At 72.5% G+C, this 25394-nt stretch carries 20 protein-coding genes and 1 pseudogene; 11 read left to right on the top strand and 10 right to left on the bottom strand.

Annotated elements, in window-relative coordinates; genetic code table 11:
- The first annotated feature begins 164 nt into the window (after positions 1-164).
- A complete protein-coding gene (locus ACZ4XJ_RS09825; protein WP_468495825.1) occupies positions 165-1211 on the top strand; it encodes a WxL protein peptidoglycan domain-containing protein in 1047 nt (348 codons plus the stop codon).
- A 124-nt stretch (positions 1212-1335) separates the two neighbouring features.
- Here the strand turns inward: ACZ4XJ_RS09825 and ACZ4XJ_RS09830 are convergent, their stop codons facing one another.
- From ACZ4XJ_RS09830 to iolC, 4 genes are read right to left on the bottom strand one after another with little or no spacing between them, the layout of a single operon-like run.
- Positions 1336-2835, bottom strand: a complete 1500-nt coding sequence (locus ACZ4XJ_RS09830; RefSeq protein ID WP_362879107.1) for a CoA-acylating methylmalonate-semialdehyde dehydrogenase — start codon at positions 2833-2835, stop codon at positions 1336-1338.
- 11 nt (positions 2836-2846) lie between these two features.
- On the bottom strand, positions 2847-4721 hold the full coding sequence (gene iolD / locus ACZ4XJ_RS09835; RefSeq protein ID WP_362879109.1) for a 3D-(3,5/4)-trihydroxycyclohexane-1,2-dione acylhydrolase (decyclizing): 1875 nt from the start codon (positions 4719-4721) through the stop codon (positions 2847-2849).
- Positions 4718-5533 (bottom strand): 5-deoxy-glucuronate isomerase, encoded by an 816-nt coding sequence (iolB, locus tag ACZ4XJ_RS09840; protein ID WP_468495944.1) that lies wholly within the window; start codon positions 5531-5533, stop codon positions 4718-4720. Before iolB ends, iolD begins: the two co-directional genes overlap by 4 nt.
- A 7-nt stretch (positions 5534-5540) precedes the next feature.
- Positions 5541-6506, bottom strand: coding sequence for a 5-dehydro-2-deoxygluconokinase (gene iolC / locus ACZ4XJ_RS09845; protein ID WP_468495945.1), 966 nt, complete (start codon positions 6504-6506; stop codon positions 5541-5543).
- A gap of 138 nt (positions 6507-6644) precedes the next feature.
- Between iolC and ACZ4XJ_RS09850 the strand changes: the two genes are divergently transcribed.
- From ACZ4XJ_RS09850 to ACZ4XJ_RS09860, 3 genes are all read left to right on the top strand, one after another.
- Positions 6645-7559 (top strand): sugar phosphate isomerase/epimerase family protein, encoded by a 915-nt coding sequence (locus ACZ4XJ_RS09850; RefSeq protein WP_362879111.1) that lies wholly within the window; start codon positions 6645-6647, stop codon positions 7557-7559.
- Between the two features lie 31 nt (positions 7560-7590).
- Positions 7591-8604, top strand: coding sequence for a Gfo/Idh/MocA family protein (locus tag ACZ4XJ_RS09855; RefSeq protein ID WP_468495826.1), 1014 nt, complete (start codon positions 7591-7593; stop codon positions 8602-8604).
- 301 nt (positions 8605-8905) lie between these two features.
- On the top strand, positions 8906-9106 hold the full coding sequence (locus ACZ4XJ_RS09860; RefSeq protein WP_362879115.1) for a helix-turn-helix transcriptional regulator: 201 nt from the start codon (positions 8906-8908) through the stop codon (positions 9104-9106).
- A gap of 41 nt (positions 9107-9147) precedes the next feature.
- Here ACZ4XJ_RS09860 and ACZ4XJ_RS09865 read toward each other — a convergent pair whose 3' ends face one another.
- Positions 9148-10368 (bottom strand): cation:proton antiporter, encoded by a 1221-nt coding sequence (locus tag ACZ4XJ_RS09865; protein WP_468495946.1) that lies wholly within the window; start codon positions 10366-10368, stop codon positions 9148-9150.
- Positions 10369-10505: 137 nt separating this feature from the next.
- On the opposite strand from ACZ4XJ_RS09865, the gene ACZ4XJ_RS09870 reads away from it, so the two are divergent.
- Both ACZ4XJ_RS09870 and ACZ4XJ_RS09875 read left to right on the top strand, forming a co-directional pair.
- Positions 10506-10805, top strand: a complete 300-nt coding sequence (locus tag ACZ4XJ_RS09870) for a heavy-metal-associated domain-containing protein (RefSeq protein ID WP_468495827.1) — start codon at positions 10506-10508, stop codon at positions 10803-10805.
- 95 nt (positions 10806-10900) lie between these two features.
- Entirely contained in the window at positions 10901-13204 is a 2304-nt protein-coding gene (locus tag ACZ4XJ_RS09875; protein ID WP_468495828.1) for a heavy metal translocating P-type ATPase, read from the top strand.
- Between the two features lie 415 nt (positions 13205-13619).
- On the opposite strand, the gene ACZ4XJ_RS09880 is transcribed toward ACZ4XJ_RS09875, so the two are convergent.
- Entirely contained in the window at positions 13620-14909 is a 1290-nt protein-coding gene (locus ACZ4XJ_RS09880; protein ID WP_384000711.1) for a citrate synthase, read from the bottom strand.
- Positions 14910-15091: 182 nt separating this feature from the next.
- Entirely contained in the window at positions 15092-17335 is a 2244-nt protein-coding gene (gene recD2, locus ACZ4XJ_RS09885; RefSeq protein WP_468495829.1) for an SF1B family DNA helicase RecD2, read from the bottom strand.
- Positions 17336-17658: 323 nt separating this feature from the next.
- On the opposite strand from recD2, the gene ACZ4XJ_RS09890 reads away from it, so the two are divergent.
- A complete protein-coding gene (locus ACZ4XJ_RS09890) occupies positions 17659-18225 on the top strand; it encodes a DUF937 domain-containing protein (RefSeq protein WP_468495830.1) in 567 nt (188 codons plus the stop codon).
- A 158-nt stretch (positions 18226-18383) separates the two neighbouring features.
- A pseudogene (locus tag ACZ4XJ_RS09895) lies at positions 18384-18881 on the top strand (GNAT family N-acetyltransferase); the annotation flags it as partial.
- Here ACZ4XJ_RS09895 and ACZ4XJ_RS09900 read toward each other — a convergent pair.
- On the bottom strand, positions 18826-19767 hold the full coding sequence (locus ACZ4XJ_RS09900) for an EamA family transporter (protein WP_468495831.1): 942 nt from the start codon (positions 19765-19767) through the stop codon (positions 18826-18828). The pseudogene ACZ4XJ_RS09895 and the gene ACZ4XJ_RS09900 sit on opposite strands and share 56 nt — an antisense overlap.
- Before the next feature lie 82 nt (positions 19768-19849).
- Here ACZ4XJ_RS09900 and ACZ4XJ_RS09905 point away from each other — a divergent pair, with 82 nt between their 5' ends.
- Together ACZ4XJ_RS09905 and ACZ4XJ_RS09910 are read left to right on the top strand one after the other, a co-directional pair.
- Positions 19850-20809 carry a LysR family transcriptional regulator gene (locus tag ACZ4XJ_RS09905; protein ID WP_362879129.1) on the top strand — a complete coding sequence of 320 codons (960 nt, stop codon included), beginning with the start codon at positions 19850-19852 and terminating at the stop codon, positions 20807-20809.
- 10 nt (positions 20810-20819) lie between these two features.
- Positions 20820-22640, top strand: coding sequence for a glycoside hydrolase family 3 protein (locus ACZ4XJ_RS09910; protein WP_468495832.1), 1821 nt, complete (start codon positions 20820-20822; stop codon positions 22638-22640).
- A gap of 7 nt (positions 22641-22647) precedes the next feature.
- On the opposite strand, the gene ACZ4XJ_RS09915 is transcribed toward ACZ4XJ_RS09910, so the two are convergent.
- Entirely contained in the window at positions 22648-24081 is a 1434-nt protein-coding gene (locus ACZ4XJ_RS09915; RefSeq protein WP_468495833.1) for a S28 family serine protease, read from the bottom strand.
- 82 nt (positions 24082-24163) lie between these two features.
- Positions 24164-24574, bottom strand: a complete 411-nt coding sequence (locus ACZ4XJ_RS09920; protein ID WP_362879135.1) for a hypothetical protein — start codon at positions 24572-24574, stop codon at positions 24164-24166.
- 257 nt (positions 24575-24831) lie between these two features.
- On the opposite strand from ACZ4XJ_RS09920, the gene ACZ4XJ_RS09925 reads away from it, so the two are divergent.
- The gene (locus tag ACZ4XJ_RS09925) at positions 24832-25386 is read left to right on the top strand and encodes an EF-hand domain-containing protein (protein ID WP_362879137.1); all 555 of its coding nucleotides are present in this window, start codon (positions 24832-24834) and stop codon (positions 25384-25386) included.
- The last annotated feature ends 8 nt before the right edge of the window (positions 25387-25394 follow it).

Genomic DNA, 25394 nt, shown 5'->3' on the forward strand with positions numbered 1-25394 from the left:
GGGGGGCGGGGCTGCACCCGCGGCGGATTTTCTTGTCCCCCAACACCCCCCTGGGGGGGGGGGGGGGGGGCCGCGGGGGGCGGGGCCGGCGGGGGGGGGGGGGGGCGCCCCGGCCCCCCACCACCCCTTTTCCCGCTCCGCGCCGCGACTGGAGAGACCCGCCCATGCGCATCCGCCGCCGCCCCACGCGCCCCCGCAGCGTCGCCGTCCTGCTGGCCGGTCTGTGCGCCCTGCTGCTCCCCGCCACCGCCCCGAGCACGGCCACGGCCGCGGACAACGGCACCTGGGGCGTCTTCCCCACGCCCCCGGCCGGGGCGGCGATGACCGACCGCGCCTACTTCTTCCACCAGGGCGCCGCCGGGACGACCCTCGGCGACAGCGTGACGATCCTGAACTCCTCCGACCGTGATCTGACGTTCCAGGTCTTCGCGACGGACGCGATGAACACCCCGTCGGGCGGTGCGTTCGCCCTGCTGCCGGTCGAGGCGAAGCCGAAGGACGTCGGCGCGTGGATCGCGTTGGCTCCCGAGGCGGCGACGACCGTGACCGTCCCGCCGAAGGGCCGCAAGGACGTCCCGTTCCATGTGAAGGTGCCCGCGGACGCGACCCCGGGCGACCACGTCGGCGGGATCGTCGCCTTGAACACAGCCGTCGAGGGCGTGCAACGGGACGGCAAGGTGCAGGTCGGTGTGAAGCGGTCGGTGGGCGCGCGTCTGTACTTCCGGGTGCCGGGACCGGTGACCGCGGGCCTGAGCGTGGAGGACGTACGGGTCAGCCGCGGCACCCCCCTCGTGCCCTGGCTGGGCGACGCCCGCGCCCGCGTCACCTACACCCTGGTCAACCGGGGCAACGTGGTGGTCGAACCGCGCGTGACGATCTCCGCGCGCGGACTGTTCGGACGGGAGGTCCTGGACCGGCCCGCCAGGGCGACCGGCCTGGTCCTGCTCCCCGGGCAGCGCGTCGAACTGGCCGAAGCGTGGCCGGACGCACCGCAGTTGGACTGGGTGGACGTGAAGGTCTCGGCGGACGCGACCGCCCACCCGGATCTGCGGTCGCAGTCCGGTACGGACTTCCTCGCCGTTCCCTGGCCGGCCGCCGGCACCGTCCTCCTGCCGGCGACCGCCGGCGCCGCCCTCCTGATCCTGCGGCGTCGCCGCCGCGCCGTCCCGGAACACCCGGATCCCGTACCGGACCTGGTGGGCGGGCGCTGACGACCAGCCGCGACCCCTCCCCGTGCGCTCGCACCGTGCAGCTCACGGCGAAGTCGGGCGACGGCAGGAAGCCCCCGACCGGTGAGGGTGGTCGGGGGCTTCCTGGGTTCGTGGGGGGCGGCCGTCAGTGGTTGCGGGGGAAGCCCAGGTCCACGCCGGACGGGGCGTCGGCCGGGTCGGGCCAGCGGGTCGTGACGACCTTGCCGCGGGTGTAGAAGTGGATGCCGTCGTTGCCGTAGATGTGGTGGTCCCCGAAGAGGGAGTCCTTCCAGCCGCCGAAGGAGTGGTAGCCCACCGGCACCGGGATCGGCACGTTCACGCCGACCATGCCCGCCTGGATCTCCAGCTGGAAGCGGCGGGCGGCGCCGCCGTCGCGGGTGAAGATCGCGGTGCCGTTGCCGAACGGCGAGGCGTTGATGAGGGCGACGCCCTCCTCGTAGGTGTCGGTGCGCAGCACGCACAGCACCGGGCCGAAGATCTCGTCGCGGTAGGCGTCGGAGTCGGTCTTGACGTTGTCGAGGAGGGACAGGCCGATCCAGTGGCCGTTCTCGTTGCCCTCGACCGTATAGCCGGTGCCGTCGAGGACGACGTCCGCGCCCTGGGCGGCGGCGCCCTTGACGTACGAGGCGACCTTGTCGCGGTGGGCGGCGGTGATCAGCGGGCCCATCTCGGAGGTCGGGTCGTTACCGGGGCCGACCTTGATCTTCTCGGCGCGCTCGCGGATCTTCTCGACGAGTTCGTCGGCGATGGCTCCGACGGCGACGACGGCGGAGATCGCCATGCAGCGCTCGCCGGCCGAGCCGTAGGCGGCGGAGACGGCCGCGTCGGCGGCGGCGTCCAGGTCGGCGTCGGGCAGGACGAGCATGTGGTTCTTGGCGCCGCCCAGCGCCTGGACGCGCTTGCCGTTGGCGGAGGCGGTGGTGTGGATGTGGCGGGCGATCGGGGTCGAGCCGACGAAGGAGACGGCCGCGACGTCGGGGTGCGCGAGCAGCGCGTCGACCGCGACCTTGTCGCCGTGGACGACGTTGAGGACGCCCGCCGGCAGGCCGGCCTCCGTCATCAGCTCGGCCAGCTTGTTGGCGGCCGAGGGGTCCTTCTCGCTCGGCTTGAGGATGAAGGTGTTTCCGCAGGCCACGGCCAGCGGGAACATCCACATCGGGACCATCGCCGGGAAGTTGAAGGGGGTGATGCCCGCGACGACGCCGATCGGCTGGCGGATCGAGGCGACGTCCACCCGGTTGGAGACGGACGTGGACAGCTCGCCCTTGAGCTGCACGGTGATCCCGCAGGCCAGCTCGACAATCTCCAGGCCGCGGGCCACCTCGCCCAGCGCGTCCGAGTGGACCTTGCCGTGCTCGGCGGTGATCAGCTCGGCGATGGCGTCGCGGTTGGCGTCCAGCAGGGCGCGGTAGGCGAACAGCACCTTGGTGCGGGCGGCCAGCGAGGACTGGCCCCAGCTGAGGAAGGCCTCCTTGGCGACCCGGACGGCCGCGTCGACCTCTTCGGTCGAGGCGAGGGCGACCTGAGTGGTGACCTCGCCCGTCGCCGGGTCGGTGACCGGGCCGTAGTTGCCCGACGCGCCCTCGACGGTCTTGCCACCGATCCAGTGGTTGACGGTCTTCATGCCTTGCTCCTTCACAGATGGCGACGTCGCTGCGCGGCTTGCCGGTCGTACTCTTCACGGGCCAGGGCCGCCGACGTACGGGTCGCGGTCTCGGCCACAGGAACATCCCACCACGCCTGTGCCGGGGGTGGGCCCGACACAGTGTCGGGTGTTCGGGTCTGTGCGTAGACACATGTGGGACGGTCCGCCTCCCGCGCTTCGGCGAGGGCTTTTCGCAGGTCACCGACGGTGCGGGTGCGGATGACGGCCATCCCCAGGGAGGCCGCGTTCGCCGCGAGGTCCACCGGAAGGGGAGCGCCGTCGTACGCGCCGTCGGCCCCCCGGAAGCGGTACGCGGTGGCGAACCCCTCCGCGCCCACGGCCCCGGACAGGCCGCCGATGGAGGCGTAGCCGTGGTTGTCGAGGATCACCAGCCGCAGCGGCAGGCCCTCCTGGACGGCGGTGACGATCTCGGTGGGGTTCATCAGGTACGTCCCGTCGCCGACCAGCGCCCACACGGGGCGGCCGGGCGCGGCGAGGGTCACGCCGATCGCGGCGGGGATCTCGTAGCCCATGCAGGAGTAGCCGTACTCGACGTGGTACTGGTCGCCGGAGCGGGCCCGCCACAGTGCGTGGAGGTCGCCGGGGAGGGAGCCGGCGGCGTTGATGAGGATGTCGGTGTCGTCGACGAGGGCGTCGAGCAGGCCGAGGACCTGGCCTTGCGTGGGCGGCCGGTCCTCGTCGGGGGCGGGTACGGCGTAGGCGGCGTCGACGCGGGTCTGCCAGTCGGCCTTCGCCGCCGTGTACGCGGCCTCGTACGCGGGGTCCACGCGGTGTCCGGCCAGGCCCTCGGCGAGTGCCCGCAGGCCGGCCCGGGCGTCGGCGAGCAGCGGGGCGCCGGCCATCTTGTGCGCGTCGAACGCGGCGACGTTGAGGTTGACGAACCGGACGTCGGGGTTCTGGAACAGGGTGGCGGAGGCGGTCGTGAAGTCGGTGTACCGGGTGCCGACGCCCAGCACCAGGTCGGCTTCGCGGGCCAGGTGGTTGGCGGTGGCCGTGCCGGTGTGGCCGATGCCGCCGACGTCGGCCGGGTGGTCGAAGGGCAGCGAGCCCTTGCCCGCCTGGGTGGACGCGACGGGGATGCCGGTGGCCGCGGCGAGCGCCCCGAGGGCGTTCCCGCCGCCGCTGTGCCGCACCCCGCCGCCGGCGATGATCAGCGGTCGACGGGCCGCGCGGAGGGCGGCGCGGGCCGCGTCGAGTTCCTCGGGGTCGGGTTGCGGCGCCCTGATCCGCCAGACCCGTTCGGCGAAGAACTCCTCGGGCCAGTCGTACGCCTCCACCTGTACGTCCTGCGGCAGCGCGAGGGTGACGGCGCCGGTCGCGGCGGGGTCGGTGAGCACCCGCATCGCCTGGAGGGCGGCGGGGACCAGCGCCTCGGGCCGGGTGATCCGGTCGAAGTAGCGGGACACGGGCCGCAGGGTGTCGTTGACGGAGACGTCGCCCGCGTGGGGCACTTCGAGCTGTTGGAGCACCGGATCGGCGGGCCGGGTCGCGAAGGTGTCCCCGGGGAGCAGCAGCACCGGCAGGTGGTTGATCGTGGCGAGGGCGGCGCCGGTGACGAGGTTGGTCGCGCCGGGCCCGATGGAGGTGGTCACGGCGTGCGCGGACAGCCGGCCGCGCTGGCGGGCGAAGCCGACGGCGGCGTGCACCATGGCCTGCTCGTTGCGTCCCTGGAAGAACGGCATCGCCCGCGGCCCGCTCTCCAGCAGGGCCTGGCCGATCCCGGCGACGTTGCCGTGCCCGAAGATCCCCCAGGTCGCGGCGATGAGCCGCTGCCGGTGGCCGTCGCGTTCGGTGTACTGGCGGGCCAGGAAGCGTACGAGCGCCTGGGCGACGGTGAGCCTCATGCTTGCTCCGCGCGGTAGAAGGGCAGCCGGGGGTCCACGGGGTGCCCGGCCCAGGTGTCCCGGATCCAGCCGTGCTCGGGGTGGTCGCGGATCAGCCACTCCCGGGTGCCGTCGGCCGGGCCGGCCATGACGTTGAGGTAGTACATGTCGTGTCCGGGAGCGGCGATGGAGGGGCCGTGCCAGCCATCCGGGATGAGGACGGTGTCGCCCGTCCGCACCTCCGTGAGGATGTCCGTCCGCCCCGCCGGGGAGGGGCTGACCCGCTGGTAGCCGAGGCCGGGGACGCCCCCGTGGGCGGCGATCTCGAACCAGTAGATCTCCTCCAGCCGGGATTCCTCGCCGGGATGGTGCTCGTCGTGCTTGTGGGGCGGGTACGAGGACCAGTTCCCGCCGGGGGTGAGCACCTCGACGGCGATGAGCCGGTCGCAGCGGAAGGCGTCGGCGGCGGCGAAGTTGTTGACCTGCCGGGAGCAGGTCCCGGCGCCGCGCAGCTCGACGGGTACCCCGGCGGCCGGCCCGTGGCGGGCGGGCAGCCGGCGCTCGCACAGGGCGCCGGCGAGGGCGAAGCGCCCGCCGGCCGCCGAGGTGACCTCCGCGTGCGCGTCGCGCGGCAGGTAGGCGAAGTCACTGACCGCGTCGAACACCCCGCTCCGCCCGCGCAACGGGAACACCGCGTCCCCCGCTTCCGCTTCCGCGCAGCGGACCTCGCAGCCGCCCGACAGCGGGAGCACGATCCACTCCGCCTCCCCGCACGCGAAGGCGTACGTCTCCCCGGGCGCGAGGTCGAGGACCCGCAGCCGGGTGAAGGCCATCTCCGTCTCAGACACCAGCGGCACGCGCCAGCACCTCCTCCACCTCGGCGGGGAACGGCATCGCCGCCCCGCACGCGAGCCGGGAGGCGACGATGGCCCCCGCGGCATTGGCGTACCGCAGGATCCGTTCCAGGTCCCAGCCGGCGAGCAGCCCGTGGACCAGGGCGCCCCCGAAGGCGTCGCCGGCGCCCAGGCCGTTCACCACGGTCACGGGTACGGGCGGCACCTCCACCACCGCGCCGCCGCGATCCGCGGCCAGCACGCCCAACGGGCCCCGCTTGACGACGGCGAGTTCCACCCCGGCCGCGAGCAGCGCGCGGGCGGCGGCGTGCGGGTCGCTCTCCCCGGTGGCGATCTCGCACTCCTCGGCGTTGCCGACGGCAACGGTCGCCAACGCGAGCGCCCGCCCGTACCAGGGCTGCGGCGGCCCCTCCCACAGCATGGGCCGCCAGTCCAGGTCGAAGACGGTGGCGCGGGCCGGCCCGGATTCCGAGCGGGCCTCCAGCGCGGCCGACCCGGATTCCGAGCGGGCCTCCAGCGCGGCGAGAGTGGCGCTGCGGCTCGGCTCCGCGCTGAGGCCCGTACCCGTCATCCAGAACACCCGGGCGGCGCGCACCGCGTCCCGGTCCACCTCTTCGGGGCGGATCTCCAGGTCGGGGGCCTTGGGCAGCCGGTAGAAGTACAGCGGGAAGTGGTCCGGCGGGAAGATCTCGCAGAAGGTGACGGGGGTCGGCCAGCGGTCCACCTCCCCCGCCCACCGGTCGTCGACGCCGAAGCCGCGCAGTTCGGAGCGCAGGTAGGCGCCGAAGGGGTCCGCGCCGGTCCGGGTGATGACCGCGGTACGGCGCCCCAGTCGGGAGGCGGCGACGGCGACGTTCGTCGGCGAGCCGCCGAGGAACTTGCCGAAGGTGTCCGCCTCGGCGAGCGGTACACCGGTCTTCAGCGGGTAGAGATCCACCCCGATCCGCCCCATGGTGATGAGGTCGTACGCCCCGCCGTCCGCCCCACCGTCCGCCCCGCCGTCCGCGCGGCCTTGCTCCGTGGTCACCGCAGGCCCTCCTCCCACTCGTCTTCCTCGTCCCTTCGAGCCTCGCACCCTAAGGTGGCCGACATGACGTCCTCCCCGCCCGCGTTGACCCGTATCCGCATCGGTTCGGCTCCGGACTCCTGGGGTGTCTGGTTCCCCGAGGATCCCCTCCAGACGCCCTGGGACCGTTTCCTCGACGAGGTCGCGGACGCCGGTTACGAGTGGATCGAGTTGGGCCCGTACGGCTACCTGCCCACCGATCCGGTCCGCCTCGCCGACGAGACCGCCCGGCGGGGCCTGCGGGTGTCCGCCGGCACGGTCTTCACCGGACTCCATCACGGGCCCGCCGTGTGGGACGAGACCTGGGCGCACGTGTCGCGGATCGCGGAACTCACGGCGGCGACGGGCGCGGACCGGCTGGTCGTCATCCCTTCCTTCTGGCGCGACGACAAGACCGGGAAGGTGCTGGAGGACCGGGTGCTGACCCCGGAGCAATGGCGTGAACTGGCCGCGCAGACCGAGCGCCTGGGCCGGGAGGTCCAGGACCGGTACGGGTTGGGGATCGTCGTCCACCCGCACGCCGACACCCACATCGACACCCCGCAGAACGTGGCCCGGTTCCTGGACGCCACCGACCCCGCGCTGGTCTCCCTGTGCCTGGACACGGGGCACTACGCGTACTGCGGCGGGGACAGCGTCGAGGCCGTGGAGGCCTTCGGGGAGCGGATCGGCTACCTGCACCTCAAGCAGGTGGATCCGCGGATCCTCGCCGAAGTGGTCGCGGAGCAACTGCCGTTCGGACCGGCGGTGGCGCGCGGGGTGATGTGCGAGCCCCCGTCGGGGGTGCCCGCGCTGGAACCCGTACTGGCGGCCGCGCAGCGGCTCGGCGTGGACCTGTTCGCGATCGTGGAGCAGGACATGTACCCGTGTCCGCCGGACCGGCCGCTGCCCATCGCCCGGCGCACCCGCGCCTACCTGCGCTCCTGCGGCGCCCGCTGACCGGCCTGACCCCCGAAGGGACACCCGTTACATGAGCACGCTCGGCATCGCCGTCATCGGGACGGGGAGGATGGGCGCCGACCACGTGCGCCGGATCGGCGCCGCGGTCGGCGGGGCCCGGGTGGTGGCGTTGGCCGATCCCGACGGGGACCGGGTCAAGGAGATCGCCGCGGGCCTGGACGGCGCGGGCGCGTACACCGACCCGGCGGCGGCGATCGCCCACCCCGGGGTGGAGGCCGTACTGATCGCCTCGCCCGGCCCGGCCCACGAGGAAGCGATTCTGCACGCGCTGGGACGGCAGTTGCCGGTGCTCTGCGAGAAGCCGCTGACCCCCGACCCGGAGGGCGCCCTGCGGGTGATGGAGGCCGAACGCCGCCTCGGCCGGCGCCTGGTGCAGGTGGGGTTCATGCGGCGCTACGACGCCGAGTACGCGCGCCTCAAGGAACTCCTCGACGCGGGCGGCATCGGACGGCCGCTCTTCCTGCACTGCCGCCACCGCAACGCCGCCTCGCCGGCCTTCTTCACCAGCGACATGCTGATCACCGATTCGGTGGTGCACGAGGTCGACGCGGCACGCTGGCTGCTCGGCCAGGAGGTGACCGCCGTGACGGTGCTCTCCCCCACGCCGTCCTCGGCCGCCCCCGAAGGGCTGCGCGATCCCCGGCTGGTGCTGCTGGAGACCTCGGGCGGGGTGATCGTGGACGTCGAGATCTTTGTCAACTGCGGTTTCGGCTACCAGGTCCGCTGCGAGGCGGTCGGCGAGTCCGGCAGCGCGCGGATCGGGGACGGCCACGCGATGGTCGTCGAGTCGGCCGGCCGCTGGGGCGGGGAGATCACCCAGGACTTCACCACCCGGTTCGCCGACGCCTACGACCGCCAGGTCCGCCGGTGGGTCACCGCCGCCGCGCGGGGCTGCGTCGAGGGTCCGGACGCCTGGGACGGGTACGCGGCGGCCGCGGTCTCCGCGGCGGGACTGACCGCGGCCCGCACCGGCGTTCGGACCGAGGTCCGACTGGCGGAGCGCCCGGACCTGTACCGCCGCTGACGGGACTCTCGGCGACCGCCGGCCGCCGTGTCGCCGGTCGCCGTGTCGCCGGTCGTACAAGCATCTTCTGGACAGCGTTTTCACCCGTCGACTCCTGTGCCGCATCCGTCACAGGAGTCGCTCTCGTGTCACACGTGTCCGCATTACGCGGGTTTTCCGTCACAGGCGCTCGACAGCCGCTCCCCTGCCTTCACCCAGCGTCGTTCTCCGGGCACAACCTGAGTGATCGTCTGTGTCCACGCGCCGGCTCCCCCGACGGCCTCCCGGCCGGCCCTGCGGCGTGGACGAGGAGGTGTCGTCGATGAGCGACCGTCAACTGTGGTCGTACAAGGAGATCGCCGCCCATATCCGGGTGCAGCCGGACACGGTGCGGTCCTACCGAAAGCACGGACTGCTTCCCCAGCCCGACCACGTGGAGGGCGGCAAGCCCTACTGGTACGCCGACACCGTCCGGGAGTGGGTGGCACGCCGCCCCGGCAACCGGGGCCGCCGCGAGGACTGACCGCGCCGCCCGGTCCGGGGCCCCGCCCCGGACCGGGCGGTTCACCAGGATTCCGCCTCGTCCGCCGCCCGGGTGCCCCGCGGCCGCGGGGTCCCCGACCGGGCCCGCAGCCGCATCCCCAGCAGCGGGAAGACCAGCACCGACAGCATTCCGGCCCCGACCAGCGCCGCCGCCTCGCCCGGCTCCACCTTCCCGGCCTCCACGCCGAGGGTGGTGATCGCGACCACCAGCGGCAGGGCGGTCGAGCCGAACAGGACGAGCGCCGAGCGGTCCCGGCGCCCCAGGTCGCGCGGGGCCAGCAGCCACATCGGCAGTCCGCGCACCACCAGGAACAGCGCGAGGAAGACGGGCAGCAGCAACAGCGTCCCGCCGCCCGCCAGCAGGGCGTCGAGGTCGAACTCGATGCCGGTGACCACGAAGAAGAGCGGCACCAGGAAACCGAACCCGATGGCCTCCACCTTCGACAGCACGGCCTCGCTGCTCTCCGGCGCCGCCCCGTGCAGCACCAGCCGGGTGATCAGCCCGGCGGCGAAGGCGCCGAGGAGGACGTCGAGCCCCAGGACCTCGGCCAGCGCGAGCATGGCGACCAGCATCAGGAACACCAGCCGGACGGCGAACTGCGCGCTGCTGTGCAGGGTGGTGGCGATGACCTTGGAGAACCACGGAGGCTTGGGTCGCAGGGCCCAGAACACGGCGGCCGCCGTCAGTACCCCGAAGGCGATCAGCACGGCCGCCGAACCGGCCGGGGCCCGCCCGCTGAGCAGCAGCGCCATGGCGATGATCGGCCCGAACTCGCCGACCGCGCCCATGGCCATCATCACCGTCCCGAAGCGGCTCCCAAGGTCCCCGGCGTCCCGCAGCACCGGCAGGATCGTGCCGAGGGCGGTGCTGGTGAGGGCGGTGCCGATGTAGACGCCCTTCTCGAAGCCGTCGCCGTGGGCGAGCAGGATGCCGGCCACGAGGCCGAGCACCAGGGTCACGAGCCAGGCCACCACGGAACGGTTGAGGGTGTCGCCCTTGACCTGCTCGAACCGGATCTCGTACCCGGCGAGGAAGATGAGCATCGCGAGGCCGAGTTCGCTGAGGACGTCGATCACGTCGCCCGTGTGGGCCCAGCCGAGCACGTCGGGCCCGATGAGGATGCCCAGCACGATTTCGAAGATCACCAGCGGGACGGAAAGCCGGCGCGAGACCCAGTGGGCGAGGATCGGAGCGAGGACGGCGATGGCCATGATCAGGAGGAGTGTCCCCGGATGATCCATGAGGGACATTTACTGATGTTCCGGATGGTTTGTCCATCACGCGGGCCGCGCCGACGCCACACGACCCGCCGAATGGTCGCTCAATACCCCCTAGGGGTATAATCTATGAGAAAGACCCCCCGAAAGAGGAGAACGAGATGACCGCCGAGACGGACACCCCGCAGTCGAGCGGATCCTGCTGCTCCAGCACCGGCTCCTGCCACGACGGCACCGTCGACGTCGGCGCCGTCACCGCCGTGTACAAGGTCACCGGCATGACCTGTGGGCACTGCGAGGGCGCCGTGACCGCCGAGCTCACCGCCCTGCCCGGCGTGACCTCGGTCAAGGCCGTCGCCGCCACCGGCGAGGTGACCGTGATCTCCGGCGCCCCGCTCACCGACGAGGACGTGCGCGCCGCCGTGGACGAGGCCGGTTACGAGCTCGCCGGTCGGGCCTGAGCCCGGCAGCCCCGCACTTCCGCGGCACTCCGCCGGGTCGTGCCGGCCGGCTCATACCGGTTCCGTACGGCCCGGCCCTCCCCCTGGAGCCGGACATGAGCAGCAGCACAGTGCACGACGGGCCCATGGTGGCGACCGGTGCGGCCGAGGTCGAGCTGGTGATCGGCGGCATGACCTGCGCCTCCTGCGCGGCCCGCATCGAGAAGAAGCTGAACCGGATGGACGGGGTCACCGCCACGGTGAACTACGCCACCGAGAAGGCCCGGGTCTCGTACGCGGGTGACGTACGCGTCGCCGACCTCATCGCGACCGTCGAGAAGACCGGCTACACCGCCGAGGAACCCCCGCCGCCGGCTCCGGCGGCCGATGCCGACGCGCAGGCCGCCGCTCCGGTGGGCGACCCCGAATCGGCGGCGCTGCGGCAGCGGTTGCTGGTGTCCGCCGCGCTGGCGTTGCCCGTCGTCCTGCTCTCGATGGTCCCGGCCCTCCAGTTCGACAACTGGCAGTGGCTCTCGCTCACCCTCGCCTCCCCCGTGGTCGTCTGGGGCGGCCTGCCCTTCCACCGGGCCGCCTGGACCAACGCCCGGCACGGCGCCGCCACCATGGACACCCTGGTCTCCGTCGGCACCCTCGCCGCCTACGCCTGGTCGCTGTGGGCCCTGTTCTTCGGACACGCGGGCATGCCCGGCATGCGGCACGGCTTCGCCCTCTTCACCGTTCAGGGGGGCGCCGTCACCCGCACGGACGGCTCCTCCGCCCTGTACCTGGAGGTCGCGGCGGGCGTCATCACGTTCATCCTGCTCGGCCGGTACCTGGAAGCCCGCTCCAAGCGGAAGGCGGGCGCCGCCCTGCGGGCGCTGCTGGAACTGGGCGCCAAGGAGGTGGCGGTGCTGCGCGGGGGCCGGGAGGTGATGGTCCCGGTGGGCGCGCTCGCCGTGGGCGACCGCTTCGTGGTCCGCCCCGGGGAGAAGATCGCCACCGACGGGAAGGTCGTCGAGGGCGGCTCGGCAGTGGACGCCTCCATGCTGACCGGCGAGTCCGTGCCCGTGGAGGTCTCCGTCGGCGATCCCGTCACCGGCGCCACCGTCAACACCTCGGGCCGCATCGTGGTGGAGGCCTCCCGCGTCGGAGCCGACACCCAGCTCGCCCGGATGGCGAAGATGGTCGAGGACGCGCAGAACGGCAAGGCCGAGGTGCAGCGCCTCGCCGACCGGATCTCCGCCGTGTTCGTACCGGTCGTCCTGCTGCTCGCGCTGGGCACCTGGGTGGCCTGGCTGCTGATCACCGACGATCCGACGGCCGCCTTCACCGCCGCCGTGGCCGTCCTGATCATCGCCTGCCCCTGCGCCCTGGGCCTGGCCACGCCGACCGCCCTGATGGTCGGCACCGGCCGGGGCGCGCAGCTCGGCATCCTGATCAAGGGGCCGGAGGTGCTGGAGTCCACCCGTCGGGTCGACACCGTCGTCCTGGACAAGACCGGAACGGTCACCACCGGCCGGATGGCCCTGTCCGCGGTGCACGTCGCCGAGGGCGTCGACGAGAAGGAACTGCTGCGGCTCGCGGGCGCCTTGGAGCACGCCTCCGAGCACCCGGTCGCCCGCGCGATCACGGTGGGGGCCGTCGAGCGGACCGGTGGGGGCGAGGGCGCGCTGCCGGTCCCGGAGGCCTTCGAGAACCTGGCCGGGCTCGGGGTCAGCGGCGTGATCGACGGCCGCGGCGTGCTGGTGGGGCGGGAGCGGCTGCTCGCCGACCGGTCCGTCACCCTGCCGCCCGGCCTCGCCCGGGCCAAGGCCGCCGCCGAGGCCGAGGGCGGCACCGCCGTCCTGGTCGCCTGGGACGGCGAGGCGCGCGGGGTGCTCGTGGTCGCCGACGCCGTCAAGGAGACCAGCGCCGAGGCCGTGTCCCGGCTGCGGGCGCTCGGCCTCACGCCGGTGCTGCTGACCGGCGACAACCGGGCCGTCGCCGAGACGGTGGCCCGGGAGGTGGGCATCGAGGAGGTGATCGCCGAGGTGCTCCCGCAGGACAAGGTGGAGGTCGTACGCCGCCTCCAGGCCGAGGGCCGGACGGTCGCCATGGTGGGCGACGGCGTCAACGACGCGGCCGCGCTGGCCCGGGCGGACCTGGGGCTGGCCATGGGCACCGGCACCGACGCGGCCATCGAGGCCGCGGACCTGACCCTCGTACGGGGTGACCTGCGGGTGGCCGCCGACGCCATCCGGCTCTCCCGCCGGACCCTGGCCACCATCAAGGGGAACCTGTTCTGGGCCTTCGGCTACAACGTGGCGGCGCTGCCTCTGGCCGCCGCGGGCCTGCTCAACCCGATGATCGCGGGGGCGGCGATGGCCTTCTCCTCGGTCTTCGTCGTCACCAACAGCCTTCGCCTGCGCTCCTTCCGCTGAGGGACCGCAGGCGGTACCGCCCGGGTGATCACCGGGAGCAGCGCCTCCCCCGGTCCTCCACATCTCCTTCACGGGAGACGCAGATCACAGTGATGACAACGTAACCATCCGGGGTCGCCACGGGTCTAATGGGGCGATGCCAAAAACGTCTTGGGGGACGTTTGACGGAGGTCTTGGGGGACGTCCGGGCATCAGCCGGCCGGGGCACGTGCCCGCGGGAGCCTTGAGCGGCCTTCCCGAACCGAACGGGTCCCGGCACACAGACGCCCCGGCGCGGGTCCCGTGGGGGGAGTCCGCATCCGGGGAATGGGAAGCGCCCCGACCGTCGACCCGTGGGGGGATCGACGGCGGGGCGCTTTTCGCACAGGTCCCGCCGCGGCTCACCGCGGCGGCACGAACGCCGAGAGGTCCGGTGTCAGCGGGCCTCGACCGGGACGAAGTCGCGCAGGACCTCGCCGGTGTAGATCTGGCGCGGGCGGCCGATGCGGGAGCCGGGCTCCTTGATCATCTCGTGCCACTGGGCGATCCAGCCGGGAAGCCGGCCGATCGCGAAGAGCACGGTGAACATCTCGGTCGGGAAGCCCATGGCCCGGTAGATCAGGCCGGTGTAGAAGTCCACGTTCGGGTAGAGGTTGCGCTCGACGAAGTACTCGTCGGCCAGCGCGTGCTCTTCCAGCTTGAGCGCGATGTCCAGCAGCTCGTCGCTCTTGCCGAGCGCCGACAGGACGTCGTGGGCCGCCGCCTTGATGATCTTCGCCCGGGGGTCGAAGCTCTTGTAGACGCGGTGTCCGAAGCCCATGAGCCGGACGCCGTCCTCCTTGTTCTTCACCTTGCGGATGAAGGCGTCGACGTCGCCGCCGTCCTGCTTGATGCCTTCCAGCATCTCCAGGACGGACTGGTTGGCGCCACCGTGCAGCGGGCCCCACAGGGCCGAGATGCCGGCGGAGATCGAGGCGAACATGTTCGCCTGCGAGGAGCCGACCAGACGCACGGTGGAGGTCGAGCAGTTCTGCTCGTGGTCCGCGTGCAGGATCAGCAGCTTGTCGAGCGCCGAGACCACGACCGGGTCCAGGTCGTACTCCTGGGCCGGCACGGAGAAGGTCATGCGCAGGAAGTTCTCGACGTAGCCGAGGTCGTTGCGCGGGTAGACCACCGGGTGGCCGACCGACTTCTTGTACGCGTACGCCGCGATCGTCGGCAGCTTGGCCAGCAGCCGGATCGTCGAGAGGTGGCGCTGCTGGTCGTCGAAGGGGTTGTGGCTGTCCTGGTAGAACGTGGACAGTGCGCTGACCACGGAGGACAGCATCGCCATCGGGTGCGCGTCCCGCGGGAAGCCGTCGTAGAAGCGCTTCACGTCCTCGTGCAGCAGCGTGTGCTGGGTGATCTCGTTGCGGAACGACGCGAGCTGGTCGACGGTCGGCAGCTCCCCGTTGATCAGCAGGTAGGCGACCTCGATGAAGGTCGAACGCTCGGCCAGCTGCTCGATCGGGTACCCGCGGTAACGCAGGATCCCCTGCTCGCCGTCGAGATAGGTAATCGCGGACTTGTAGGCGGCGGTGTTGCCGTAGCCACTGTCCAGAGTGACGAGCCCGGTCTGGGCCCGCAGCTTCGCGATGTCGAAGCCCTGGTCACCGACGGTGCTCTCGACCACCGGGTAGGTGTATTCACCGTCCGCGTACCGGAGTACTACAGAGTTGTCGCTCACGTCATCCCTCACCGACGTAGTGCCTCTTCTTCGAGGTGCCCTGACTGCCTCTACCTTCCCCCATTTGGCGCAGGAGAGTGCACTCGGGGTCGGCCTTTGGTCCTTTTGACGGCACTGAGTGCCGTCAACTTGAACATCCTGCCCCTTCCGCACCGGGCGGGGAACCCCGAATGATCGATCATTTAGGTGATGTTTCCCACCGGTATCCGGCCGGAGAGTCTGGATGCCACCGCCGTGTACCTCCTGCCAGCCGAAACGGTACGCACCGCCTGGCCGAGGGCCTTGCGTGACCCGACCAGGACGACCAGTTTCTTCGCCCTGGTCACGGCCGTGTAGAGCAGGTTCCGCTGGAGCATCATCCAGGCGCCGGTGGTGACCGGGATCACGACGGCCGGATATTCACTCCCCTGGGAACGGTGGATGGTGACCGCGTAGGCGTGGGCGAGCTCGTCGAGTTCGGCGAACTCGTACACGACCTCCTCGTCCTCCTCCGTACGGACCGTCAGGCGCTGTTCGTCCAGGTCCAGGGCGGTGACCACGCCGACGGTGCCGTTGAAGACGCCGTTGGCGCCCTTCTCGTAGTTGTTCCGGATCTGGGTCACCTTGTCCCCCACCCGGAAGACCCGGCCGCCGAACCGCTTCTCGGGGAGGTTCGGCCGGGCCGGCGTGATGGCCTGCTGGAGCAGCCCGTTGAGGTTGCCGGCGCCGGCGGGGCCGCGGTGCATCGGGGCGAGGACCTGGATGTCCCGGCGGGGGTCGAGCCCGAATCTGGCCGGAATGCGTCGTGCGGCCACGTCGACCGTGAGGATTCCGGCCGCCTCGGTGTCCTCCTCGGGGAAGAGGAAGAAGTCGGGCAGGTTGTCGGTGAGGGGCGGCAGTCCGGTGTTGATGCGGTGTGCGTTGGTGACCACCCCGGACTGCTGGGCCTGACGGAAGATCCTGGTCAGCCGGACGGCCGGGACCGGCCCGCCCTCGGCCAGCAGGTCCCGCAGCACCTCGCCGGCGCCGACCGACGGCAGTTGGTCCACGTCCCCGACGAGCAGCAGGTGCGCGCCCGGGGCCACCGCCTTGACCAGCTTGTTGGCGAGCAGCAGGTCCAGCATCGAGGCTTCGTCGACCACGACGAGGTCGGCGTCCAAGGGACGGTCCCGGTCGAAGGCCGCGTCGCCGCCCGGCTTCAGCTCCAACAGCCGGTGCACGGTGGACGCCTCGGCCCCGGTGAGCTCGGACAGCCGCTTCGCCGCCCGGCCGGTGGGGGCGGCGAGCACCACCTTGGCCTTCTTGGCGCGGGCCAGCTCGACGATGGAGCGCACGGTGAAGGACTTGCCGCAGCCGGGCCCGCCGGTGAGGACGGCGACCCGGCGGGTCAGGGCGAGCCGTACGGCGTCCCGCTGCTCGGGGGCCAGGGCGGCCCCGGTGCGGCCGGCCAGCCAGCCGAGGGCCTTCTCCCAGTCCACGTCCCGGAAGGCCGGCATCCGGTCCTCCTCCGCGTTCAGCAGCCGGCGGACCTGGCCGACCAGCGAGAGTTCGGCGCGGTGGAAGGGGACGAGGTAGACCGCGGTGATCGGCGGGCCGCCCTGCGGGTCGGGCACGGGCTCGCGCACGACGCCCTCCGGATCGGCGGCGAGTTCGGCGAGGCAGTCGATGACCAGTCCGGTGTCGACCTGGAGGAGTTTGACGCCGTCGGAGATGAGCCGCTCCTCGGGCAGGAAGCAGTGGCCCTGGTCGGTCGACTGGGACAGCGCGTACTGGAGGCCGGCCTTGACCCGCTCGGGGCTGTCGTGCGGGATGCCCACGGCCTGGGCGATCCGGTCGGCGGTGAGGAAGCCGATGCCCCACACGTCGGCGGCGAGCCGGTAGGGCTGGTTCTTCACGACCGAGATGGAGGCGTCCCCGTACTTCTTGTAGATGCGCACCGCGATGGAGGTGGAGACGCCGACTCCCTGGAGGAAGACCATGACCTCCTTGATGGCCTTCTGCTCCTCCCAGGCGGCGCCGATCAGCTTGGTCCGCTTCGGGCCGAGGCCCGGCACCTCGATGAGGCGCTTGGGCTCCGCCTCGATGACGTCGAGGGTGTCGGTGCCGAAGTGCTCCACGATCCGGTCGGCGATCTTGGGCCCGATGCCCTTGATGAGGCCGGAGCCGAGGTAGCGGCGGATGCCCTGGATGGTGGCGGGGAGGATCGTCGAGTAGTTGTCGACGCTGAACTGCTTGCCGTACTGGGGGTGCGAGCCCCAACGGCCCTCCATGCGCAGGGATTCGCCGGGCTGCGCGCCGAGGAGGGAGCCGACCACGGTCAGCAGGTCCCCGGAGCCGCGGCCGGTGTCGACCCGGGCGACCGTGTACCCGCTCTCCTCGTTGGCGTAGGTGATGCGCTCCAACACCCCCTCGACCACCGCCGGCTGCACCGCCCCGTTGGATGTCATGGCACGACGCTACCGCCCGGCGCCGACAGCGCGCCGGGGGGTGTGGACGAAGGGGAACGGCGGTCGGCGCGCTCCGCGGCGGACGGAGGGGGACGAACGAAAGGGGGGCCGGCCTCGCGGCCGGACCCCCTCACGGTTACCCCTCCCTCGTCGGACTTCCCGATCCCCCCGGATCCCCTCCCGAAAGTCCCGACGCACCATACGACCCACGATCCGCGCGCAGGGTTGCACCGGGAAACGGAGCTTTACCTTTCCATTACCCAAGGGGGGTCCGACGGCGGTCCGAAGTGCCACCGAATCACCGCACACGTAGCGTTTCCGGCATGAGCGAATCTTCCTTCCAGGACGACGTGCTGGGTGAACTCGGCGACGACAGGCTTCAGGAGATCGCCGGGCTGCTCGGCACCGACGCCGCCGGCGCCCGCGAGACCGTCTCCGAAACCGTCGGCGCCATGACGGGCGACCTCCAACAGAAGGCCCACGCCGATGACGACGACGGCGTGGAGGTGCGCCAGGCCATCGCGGAGGTGACCGAGCCGCCACTGCGGGGCGTGGCCACGCTCGGCGGCGGCATGGGCGGCCTGCTGAGCGGCGGCATGATGGCCGGGGTGCTCGCCAAGGTGAGCAGGCCCGTGGCCAACGCCGTGTCCAAGAAGACCGGCATCCCCGCGCCCACCATCAGCCGGGTCATCGAGATGCTGATCCCGGTGCTGCTGACCGTCCTCGCCAAGCGCGCGTCCGCCGGCAAGGGCGCGGGCGGGGCGACGGCCGGCGGCGCCCCGACGCCGGGAGCCGCTCCCGGTACGCCGGGGGCGGCTCCCGGCGCCGGGGGCGCCGGCGGCGGCCTCGGAGACCTGCTGGGGCAGATCCTGGGCGGCGGCAAGAAGTAGCCCGTACGCGCGCGGGAGCCCGCCCCCACCGGGGGCCGCACCCGTACGGAGCAACGGTGCCCGGCCCGCCCCGGCCGGGCACCACCCCCGTCGGAGCCCGTCCCCCCGCGCCGGGCCGCGCGCTATCCTCGGGCGCCATGGAGACCTCCGGCGCACAGGTACGGCTCAGGGATCCGGAGCCCGGGGAACTGGGCTGGATCGTGCAGCGGCACGGCGCGCTCTACGCGGCCGAGTACGGCTGGAACCAGGAGTTCGAGGGGCTGGTGGCCCGGATCGTCGCGGACTTCGCCGAGGACCACGACCCGTACGTGGAACGGGTCTGGATCGCCGAGCACGACGGCCGTCCGGTGGGCTCGGTGATGTGCGTGCGCGAGGAGGGTTCACCGGGCACCGCCCGGCTGCGACTGCTCCTGGTGGAGCCCGCCGGACGCGGTCTCGGCATCGGCGGCCGGCTCGTGGACACCGTCGTCGCGTTCGCCCGGTCGGTCGGTTACCGCGAGCTGGTGCTGTGGACCAACGACGTGCTGAGCGAGGCCCGTTCGCTCTACGAGCGGGCCGGTTTCACGCTGGTCGCCGAACGCCCGCACCGCTCGTACGGCGTCACCCTGACCGGGCAGGACTGGCGGCTGCCACTGCGGGAGGGCTCCCCGCGCTGACGCCCGAACCGACCCCTGTACGGTTCGGGCGCCGCGCGGGGGCCAGTGAGGTGAGGCCGACGCCGCCGACGAGGAGCACGGCGGCCACCCAGCGGGTCCCGGAGATCCCCTCCCCGAGCACGAGCGCGGCCGAGGACATCCCGAACACCGGGACGAGCAGGGAGAACGGGGCCACCGAGGAGGCCGGGTAGCGGCGCAGCAGGTAGCTCCAGGCGCCGAAGCCGAACACCGTGGACACCCAGGCGACGTAGCCGATGACGGCGACGCCGGACCAGTCGAGGGCGCGCAGCGCGGCCAGGTCCCGGTCGGGCCCTTCGATCAGCAGGGACAGGCCGATCAGCGGCAGGACCGGGACGGCGCACACCCACACCATGAAGTTCATGGCGTCGGGCGGGGCGGCCTTGCGGGTCAGGACGTTGGAGACGCCCCAGCAGGCGGCGGCCGCGACGACCAGGGCGAAGCCGAGCCCGGATCCGGACAGGCCCCGGTCCACGGCGGCGACCGCGATCCCGGCCAGTGCCACGGCCATGCCGATCAGCCGCACCCGGCCGGGCCGCTCGCGCAGGACGAGGCCGGCGAGGGCGGCGGTGAAGACGGCCTGGACCTGGAGCACGAGGGAGGAGAGCCCGGCCGGCATCCCGGCGGCCATGCCCGTGAACAACAGTCCGAACTTGGCGATGCCGAGGGCTGCCCCGACCCCGAGGATCCACTTCCACGCGACCTTGGGCCGGCCGACGAAGAACACGGCGGGCAGGGCCGCGACGAGGAAACGCAGCGCGGACAGGAGCAGCGGCGGGAAGTGGTCGAGGCCGATCTCGATGACGACGAAGTTGAAGCCCCAGACGGCGGCGACGACCACGGCGAGTGCGGTGTGTACGGGACGCATGCTTCGAGCATCGACGCCCCGACCATGTAGCACCAGCGCGGATCTCTTCCGGGATGGATGTAGCAACGCTTACGCTCGGGGCATGCTCGACCTGTCCCGGCTGCGCGCCCTGCACGCCGTCTCCGTCCACGGTTCGGTCGCGGGCGCGGCGGCCGCACTGGGCTACACCCCGTCAGCGGTCTCGCAGCAGATCGCCAAACTGGAGCGGGAGACCCGTACGACGCTGCTGGAGCGGCGCGGGCGCGGGATCGCGCTCACCGAGGAGGCCCGACACCTGGCGGACACCGCCCGGGAGTTGCTGACGATCGTGGAGCGGGCCGAGACCACCCTGGAGGAGCGGCGCGGGCGGCCGAGCGGCGTGCTGACGGTGGCGGCCTTCGCCTCGGCGGCGCGCGGGCTGCTGCCGGGGGTGCTGGCCGATCTGGCGCGCCGGCATCCGGCGCTGGACGTCCGGATGACGGAGGTCGACCCCCACCTGTCGGTGGACCTGGTGGCTCGGGGGGTCACCGACCTGGCGGTGGCGCACGACTGGGACATCGCCCCACTGCCCGCCCCGGAGGGCGTGGAGCACGCGGTGATCGGGCACGACCTCTGCGATCTGGTGGTTCCGGCCGGACACCCCTTCACCGCGCGGCGGATGGTGCGCCGCGCGGACCTCGGCGGGCTGCGGTGGGTGTGCCAGCCGCCCGGCCGGGTGTGTCACGACTGGCTGGTACGGACCCTGCGGACGGCCGGGTTCGAGCCGGAGATCGCCCATGTGGCGGAGGAGAACCACACGATCGTCGCCCTCGTCGCCGCCGGGCTCGGGGTGGCGGTGGTGCCCCGGCTGGGGACCGGGGCGCTGCCGCCGGGGGCGGTGGCCGTGCCGCTGGAGCCGGGCCCCGTACGCAGGTTGTACGCCCTGTGGCGGACGGGGGCGGCCCGCCGGCCGGCGATCACCGAGGCGGTACGGACCCTGCGGGAGCACTGGCCGGCGGTGGCGGGACCACTTCCGGGGGACCTCCCGAGTGTCCCCGGGGCCGGGGGCGCGGCCCGGCAGTAGGGTCCGGCGGGTGCCGAACCACGCGTCCCGCCGGACCCTGCTCGCCGCCGCCCTGGCCACCGTCGCCGCCGCCGGGGCGGCCTCCGCGGCCGTCGGGTCCCGTGCCGTCCCCGATGACTCCCGCGCCCCCGAGGAACCGCCGGGCCGCCATCCCGACCGGGCGCGGCTGTTGGCCTTGGTCGCGGGGATGAGCCTGGCCGAGCAGGTCGGGCAGCTCTTCGTGTCCCGGGTGTACGGGCACTCCGCCACCGATCCCGAGCCGGCGGACGCCGAGCAGAACCTGGCCCAGTTCGGGGCGCGCAGCGCCGCCGAGCTGGTCGCGCGCTACCACTTGGGCGGGGTCGTCTACTTCGGCTGGGCCCACAACACGCGCTCCCCCCGGCAGATCGCCGAACTGTCCGACGGCCTCCAGCGGGCGGCGCGCGGCTCCGGGTCCGGGATCCCGTTGATGCTGTCCGTCGACCAGGAGCACGGCGCGGTGGCCCGGATCGGCAAGCCGGTGACCCTGTTCCCGGGGGCGATGGCGCTGGGCGCGGGCGGCTCCACGGCCGACGCCCGTCGGGCGGCGCGCATCGCGGGTGCCGAGTTGCTCGCGCTGGGGATCCGGCAGGACTACGCGCCGGTGGCCGACGTGAACGTGAACCCGGCCAACCCGGTTATCGGCGTACGGTCCTTCGGTTCCGATCCGCGCGCGGTGGCGGCGCTGGCCGCCGCCCAGGTGCGCGGCTACCAGAGCGCCGGGGTGGCCGCGACGGCGAAGCACTTCCCCGGCCACGGCGACACCGAGACCGACAGTCACGTCGGGCTGCCGGTGATGCGGCACTCGCGCGCCCGGTGGGAGGAGCTGGACGAGCCGCCGTTCCGGGCGGTGGTGGAGGCGGGCGTGGACTGCGTGATGACGGCGCACATCGTCTTCCCCGCGCTGGATCCCTCCGGCGATCCGGCGACCCTCTCGCGGCCCATCGTCACCGGCATCCTGCGCGAACGCCTGGGCTTTCGGGGGGTGGTGGTGACCGACGCCCTCGACATGGCCGGGGTCCGTCAGAAGTACGGGGACGAACGGGTGCCGGTACTGGCGCTCAAGGCCGGGTGCGACCAGCTGCTGAACGCGCCGGACCTCGGGCTCGCGCAGCGCGGCGTGCTGGCGGCGGTGGAGTCGGGCGAGCTGTCGCGGGAGCGGATCACGGAATCGGTGCTGCGGATCCTGGAACTCAAGGCCCGTCGGGGCCTGTTCGAGGAGCCGGCCGGTGCGGTCGGGACGGCGGACCCGGAGGTCGGCACGGCCGCGAACCTGGCCGCCGCCGACGAGATCGCGGCCGCCACGACGACCTTGCTGGCCAATCCGCGGGGCCTGCTCCCGCTGGACGCGACCGCCCGTCCCCGGCTGTTGGTGACCGGCGCCGAACCCGTCTCCCCCAGCGGTACGACGGGACCCCCTACGACGGTACTGGCGCGGGAGCTGGAGGCGCTGGGCTGCCGGGCGACCGCGGTGCCCGTGGACCGGGCGGTGGCGGCGGCCGACGGGCACGCGGCGGTGCTCGTGTGCACGTACAACGTCCCCGAGGGGGAGAGCCCGCAGCGGACGCTGGTGGCGGAGCTGGTCGCCACCGGGGTTCCGGTGGTGCTGGTGGCCGTCCGCAACCCGTACGACCCGGCGCGGCTGGCGACCTGCGCCGCGGAGCTGGCGACGTACTCCTGGACGGACGTGGAGCTGCGGGCGGCGGCCCGGGTGATCACCGGGGTCCGGCGGCCGGTCGGCCGTCTACCGGTCCCGGTGCCGGGCCGCTACCCGCTGGGCCACGGGCTGTCCTACCCGCCCGTGGCCCGCTGATCGGCGGTTACGGCCGCAGCTGCGGCTCGCGCTCCAGGTCCTGCTGGTCGAGCTGCGCGTCGGCGGACGCCAGCGGCTTCGCCTTCGCGGAGTCGGCGAGCGCGGCGGCGGGTGCCACCCCGGCCCACTGGAGGATCTTCGCGGTGGCGAGGGCCTTCTCGCCCTCCTGGAGCTGGGCCACGTTGGCCCCGTGGTTGGCGCCCGGCGCGGTCATCACGTAGCTGTCGCGCGTCTTGTAGCCGATGCGGAACGGCTCGGCGCCCCACGGGTCGTTCTGCCCGTAGACGAAGAGCATCTGGTGGGCGTTGTCGCGGACCCACCCGTCGATGTCCGCCATGGCCCCCGACTGGAAGGTCATCGGGATGTCACGGGGCACGAACTCGCGCGGCGGCTGGTAGCCGTAGCGGCTCAGTCCCTTGAGGTGGGGCTGCTTGATGTCGGGCGAACCGAGCTGCGTACCCGCCTGGTAGTAGTACGGCGTGTACGTCTGCAGCCCCTGGTCGGCGTAGGCCGAGAAGCCGGAGATCGCGTCGATGGTGTCCCAGATCTCCTGGTCGCTCGCGGTGGCGGCCGTGGGGATGGAGGAGCAGTCGGCGAGCAGGCTGTACTGCCAGAACGCCCACACGTAGTCGAGGACGACGGCCTCGTACGCCTTGTCGAGGTTGCCGACGGTGGTGAAGGTCCAGCCGTTCTCGGCGGCCGCGGCGGCGTACTTGGCCTCCAGCGGGACGCGGCGCACGAGCGCCTCGCGCTGGACGGCGTTCAGCCGGTCGCGGCACTCCTTGGTGCCGACCTTGGCGAAGAACCGGTCGTAGGCCGAGTCCTCGTTGTTGACGACGTCGTTGGGCGCGACGTACGCGACGACGCCGTCCATGTCACGCGGGTAGAACCGCTCGTAGTACGTCGCGGTCATGCCGCCCTTGCTGCCGCCGGTGGACAGCCAGTTCTTGTTGTAGATCTTCTTCAGCGCGGTGAAGATGCGGTGCTGGTCGCTGGCGGCCTGCCAGATGTCCAGCTTCGCCCAGTTGGCCGGGTCGGGCCGGGAGGGCGTGAAGAATCGATACTCCAGAGAGACCTGGTTGCCGTCGACGATGGTCGTCGGCTCGCTCCGGCGCGGGTTGGGGTTGACGTTGTAGCCCGAGGTGAAGAACACCGTGGGGCGGGAGACGTCCTTGTGCAGCAGGGTCATGCGCTGCTTGAAGGTGCCCTTCCACGGCTGCCGGTGGTCGACCGGCTGCTCGTAGTTCAGTACGAAGAAGCGGTACCCGGGGTACGGCTTCTCCTCTATCAGGCTCATCCCCGGGATGCCGAGGATCCGGTCCTTGATGTCCGTGGCGGCGGCCGGCCCCGCGGCTGTGGCCGCCTGTGCCGTGGCGCCGGCCGCCCCCATGGTGCCGATGAGCACCACGAGCGACAGCAGCCATCCGAGCGTCTTGCGCATTCACCCTCCCCTTGGTTCACACTGGTCGCCGTGAACCTAGCGGGGTCAACACGCCCGTGAACAGTAGTGGTTGGGCCCTACGTCAGCACAGGATCCAGCCGGATGCGACGGATTCGGCCGCCACGCTCCCCGTCACGTGGACGCACCGATTGACCGCGCCGACCACGACGGGGCCCGCGAACCGGGTGAACTGCCCCGCGTCGCGCACGGGGGCGCCGCCCCGCGGCTGGACGACCACCGTCATCCGCCGGCGCTCCCCGGGCCGCGCGGCGACCGTCACCGCGCAGGCCTGGGTCCGGCTCTTGTACACGCGCACCTCCCCCGTCGACAGCGGCAGCGGGAGCGTCCGGACGAGCCGGCCCGGGCAGCCGCCGGTCGCCGCCTGCGCGGGAGGCGCCGCGAACACGCCCCCGACGCCGAGCCAGAGCGCCGCCCCGAACACCCCGACCGACACCGCCCGCCGCCGGCCCCGCCCCTTCCACCGCTTCAACACCCTCGCCCCCCGATCGGTCGTACGTAACACGTACGCACGTACGACGCCCGGGCCCGCCGGATGGTTGCACGGCACAACGGAGTGCCGACCGCACCGAGCCGACGGGGGCGGTGCCCCGGCGCGGACCGGGCCACCGCCGCTACCTCGTACGAGTGCATCCACAACTTCCCAGCCGGGGAGGGGGAGTTCACGATCGACGCGGACATTACGCTAGGCGACCGGACAACCGCCCACCGTAGCCGTGAAAGGCATCCGACATGACGAACGACCTGCTGGACCGCAAGCTGGAGCGCGCCTTCGCGCACTTCGACGACAACGGCAACGGCGTCATCGACGCGGAGGACGTGATCGCGCTGGGGACCCGGCTGATCGCCGCGATGGAGGAGCCGTCCGATTCCCCCAAGGCCGCCGAGGTGTTCCGGGGCCTGACCGACTTCTGGGTGGACCTCTTCGCCGAACTCGACGTCGACCGGGATGGCAAGCTCACCCCCCAGGAGTACGCGGAGGGGATGACGCGGCTGTACAAGGACGGCGGGCCCGCCTACGACAAGTCCTTCCGGCCGCTGGCGCGGGCGATCCTCACCGTCGTCGACACCAACGGCGACGGGCGGATCAGCCCCGAGGAGTTCCACACGGCACAGCTGGCCTTCGACACGAAGCTGGAACTCGCCGACGCCCAGGCGCTGTTCGCCCGGATCGACAAGAACCACGACGGGTACCTGTCCGTGGACGAACTCCTCGTCTCGGTACGCGAGTACTACACCGGTGACGACGAGGACGCCCCGGGGAACCTGCTCTTCGGCGAGCTCTGATCCCCGGG

Source organism: Streptomyces sp. NPDC029836 (assembly GCF_055574495.1).

Bases quoted from the DNA above. Each gene is read 5' to 3' on its own strand.
- ACZ4XJ_RS09825 (WP_468495825.1), top strand. From the start codon at position 165: ATGCGCATCCGCCGCCGCCCCACGCGCCCCCGCAGCGTCGCCGTCCTG.
- ACZ4XJ_RS09830 (WP_362879107.1), bottom strand. From the start codon at position 2,835: ATGAAGACCGTCAACCACTGGATCGGTGGCAAGACCGTCGAGGGCGCG.
- iolD (WP_362879109.1), bottom strand. From the start codon at position 4,721: ATGAGGCTCACCGTCGCCCAGGCGCTCGTACGCTTCCTGGCCCGCCAG.
- iolB (WP_468495944.1), bottom strand. From the start codon at position 5,533: ATGGCCTTCACCCGGCTGCGGGTCCTCGACCTCGCGCCCGGGGAGACG.
- iolC (WP_468495945.1), bottom strand. From the start codon at position 6,506: ATGGGGCGGATCGGGGTGGATCTCTACCCGCTGAAGACCGGTGTACCG.
- ACZ4XJ_RS09850 (WP_362879111.1), top strand. From the start codon at position 6,645: ATGACGTCCTCCCCGCCCGCGTTGACCCGTATCCGCATCGGTTCGGCT.
- ACZ4XJ_RS09855 (WP_468495826.1), top strand. From the start codon at position 7,591: ATGAGCACGCTCGGCATCGCCGTCATCGGGACGGGGAGGATGGGCGCC.
- ACZ4XJ_RS09860 (WP_362879115.1), top strand. From the start codon at position 8,906: ATGAGCGACCGTCAACTGTGGTCGTACAAGGAGATCGCCGCCCATATC.
- ACZ4XJ_RS09865 (WP_468495946.1), bottom strand. From the start codon at position 10,368: ATGGATCATCCGGGGACACTCCTCCTGATCATGGCCATCGCCGTCCTC.
- ACZ4XJ_RS09870 (WP_468495827.1), top strand. From the start codon at position 10,506: ATGACCGCCGAGACGGACACCCCGCAGTCGAGCGGATCCTGCTGCTCC.
- ACZ4XJ_RS09875 (WP_468495828.1), top strand. From the start codon at position 10,901: ATGAGCAGCAGCACAGTGCACGACGGGCCCATGGTGGCGACCGGTGCG.
- recD2 (WP_468495829.1), bottom strand. From the start codon at position 17,335: ATGACATCCAACGGGGCGGTGCAGCCGGCGGTGGTCGAGGGGGTGTTG.
- ACZ4XJ_RS09890 (WP_468495830.1), top strand. From the start codon at position 17,659: ATGAGCGAATCTTCCTTCCAGGACGACGTGCTGGGTGAACTCGGCGAC.
- ACZ4XJ_RS09900 (WP_468495831.1), bottom strand. From the start codon at position 19,767: ATGCGTCCCGTACACACCGCACTCGCCGTGGTCGTCGCCGCCGTCTGG.
- ACZ4XJ_RS09905 (WP_362879129.1), top strand. From the start codon at position 19,850: ATGCTCGACCTGTCCCGGCTGCGCGCCCTGCACGCCGTCTCCGTCCAC.
- ACZ4XJ_RS09915 (WP_468495833.1), bottom strand. From the start codon at position 24,081: ATGCGCAAGACGCTCGGATGGCTGCTGTCGCTCGTGGTGCTCATCGGC.
- ACZ4XJ_RS09925 (WP_362879137.1), top strand. From the start codon at position 24,832: ATGACGAACGACCTGCTGGACCGCAAGCTGGAGCGCGCCTTCGCGCAC.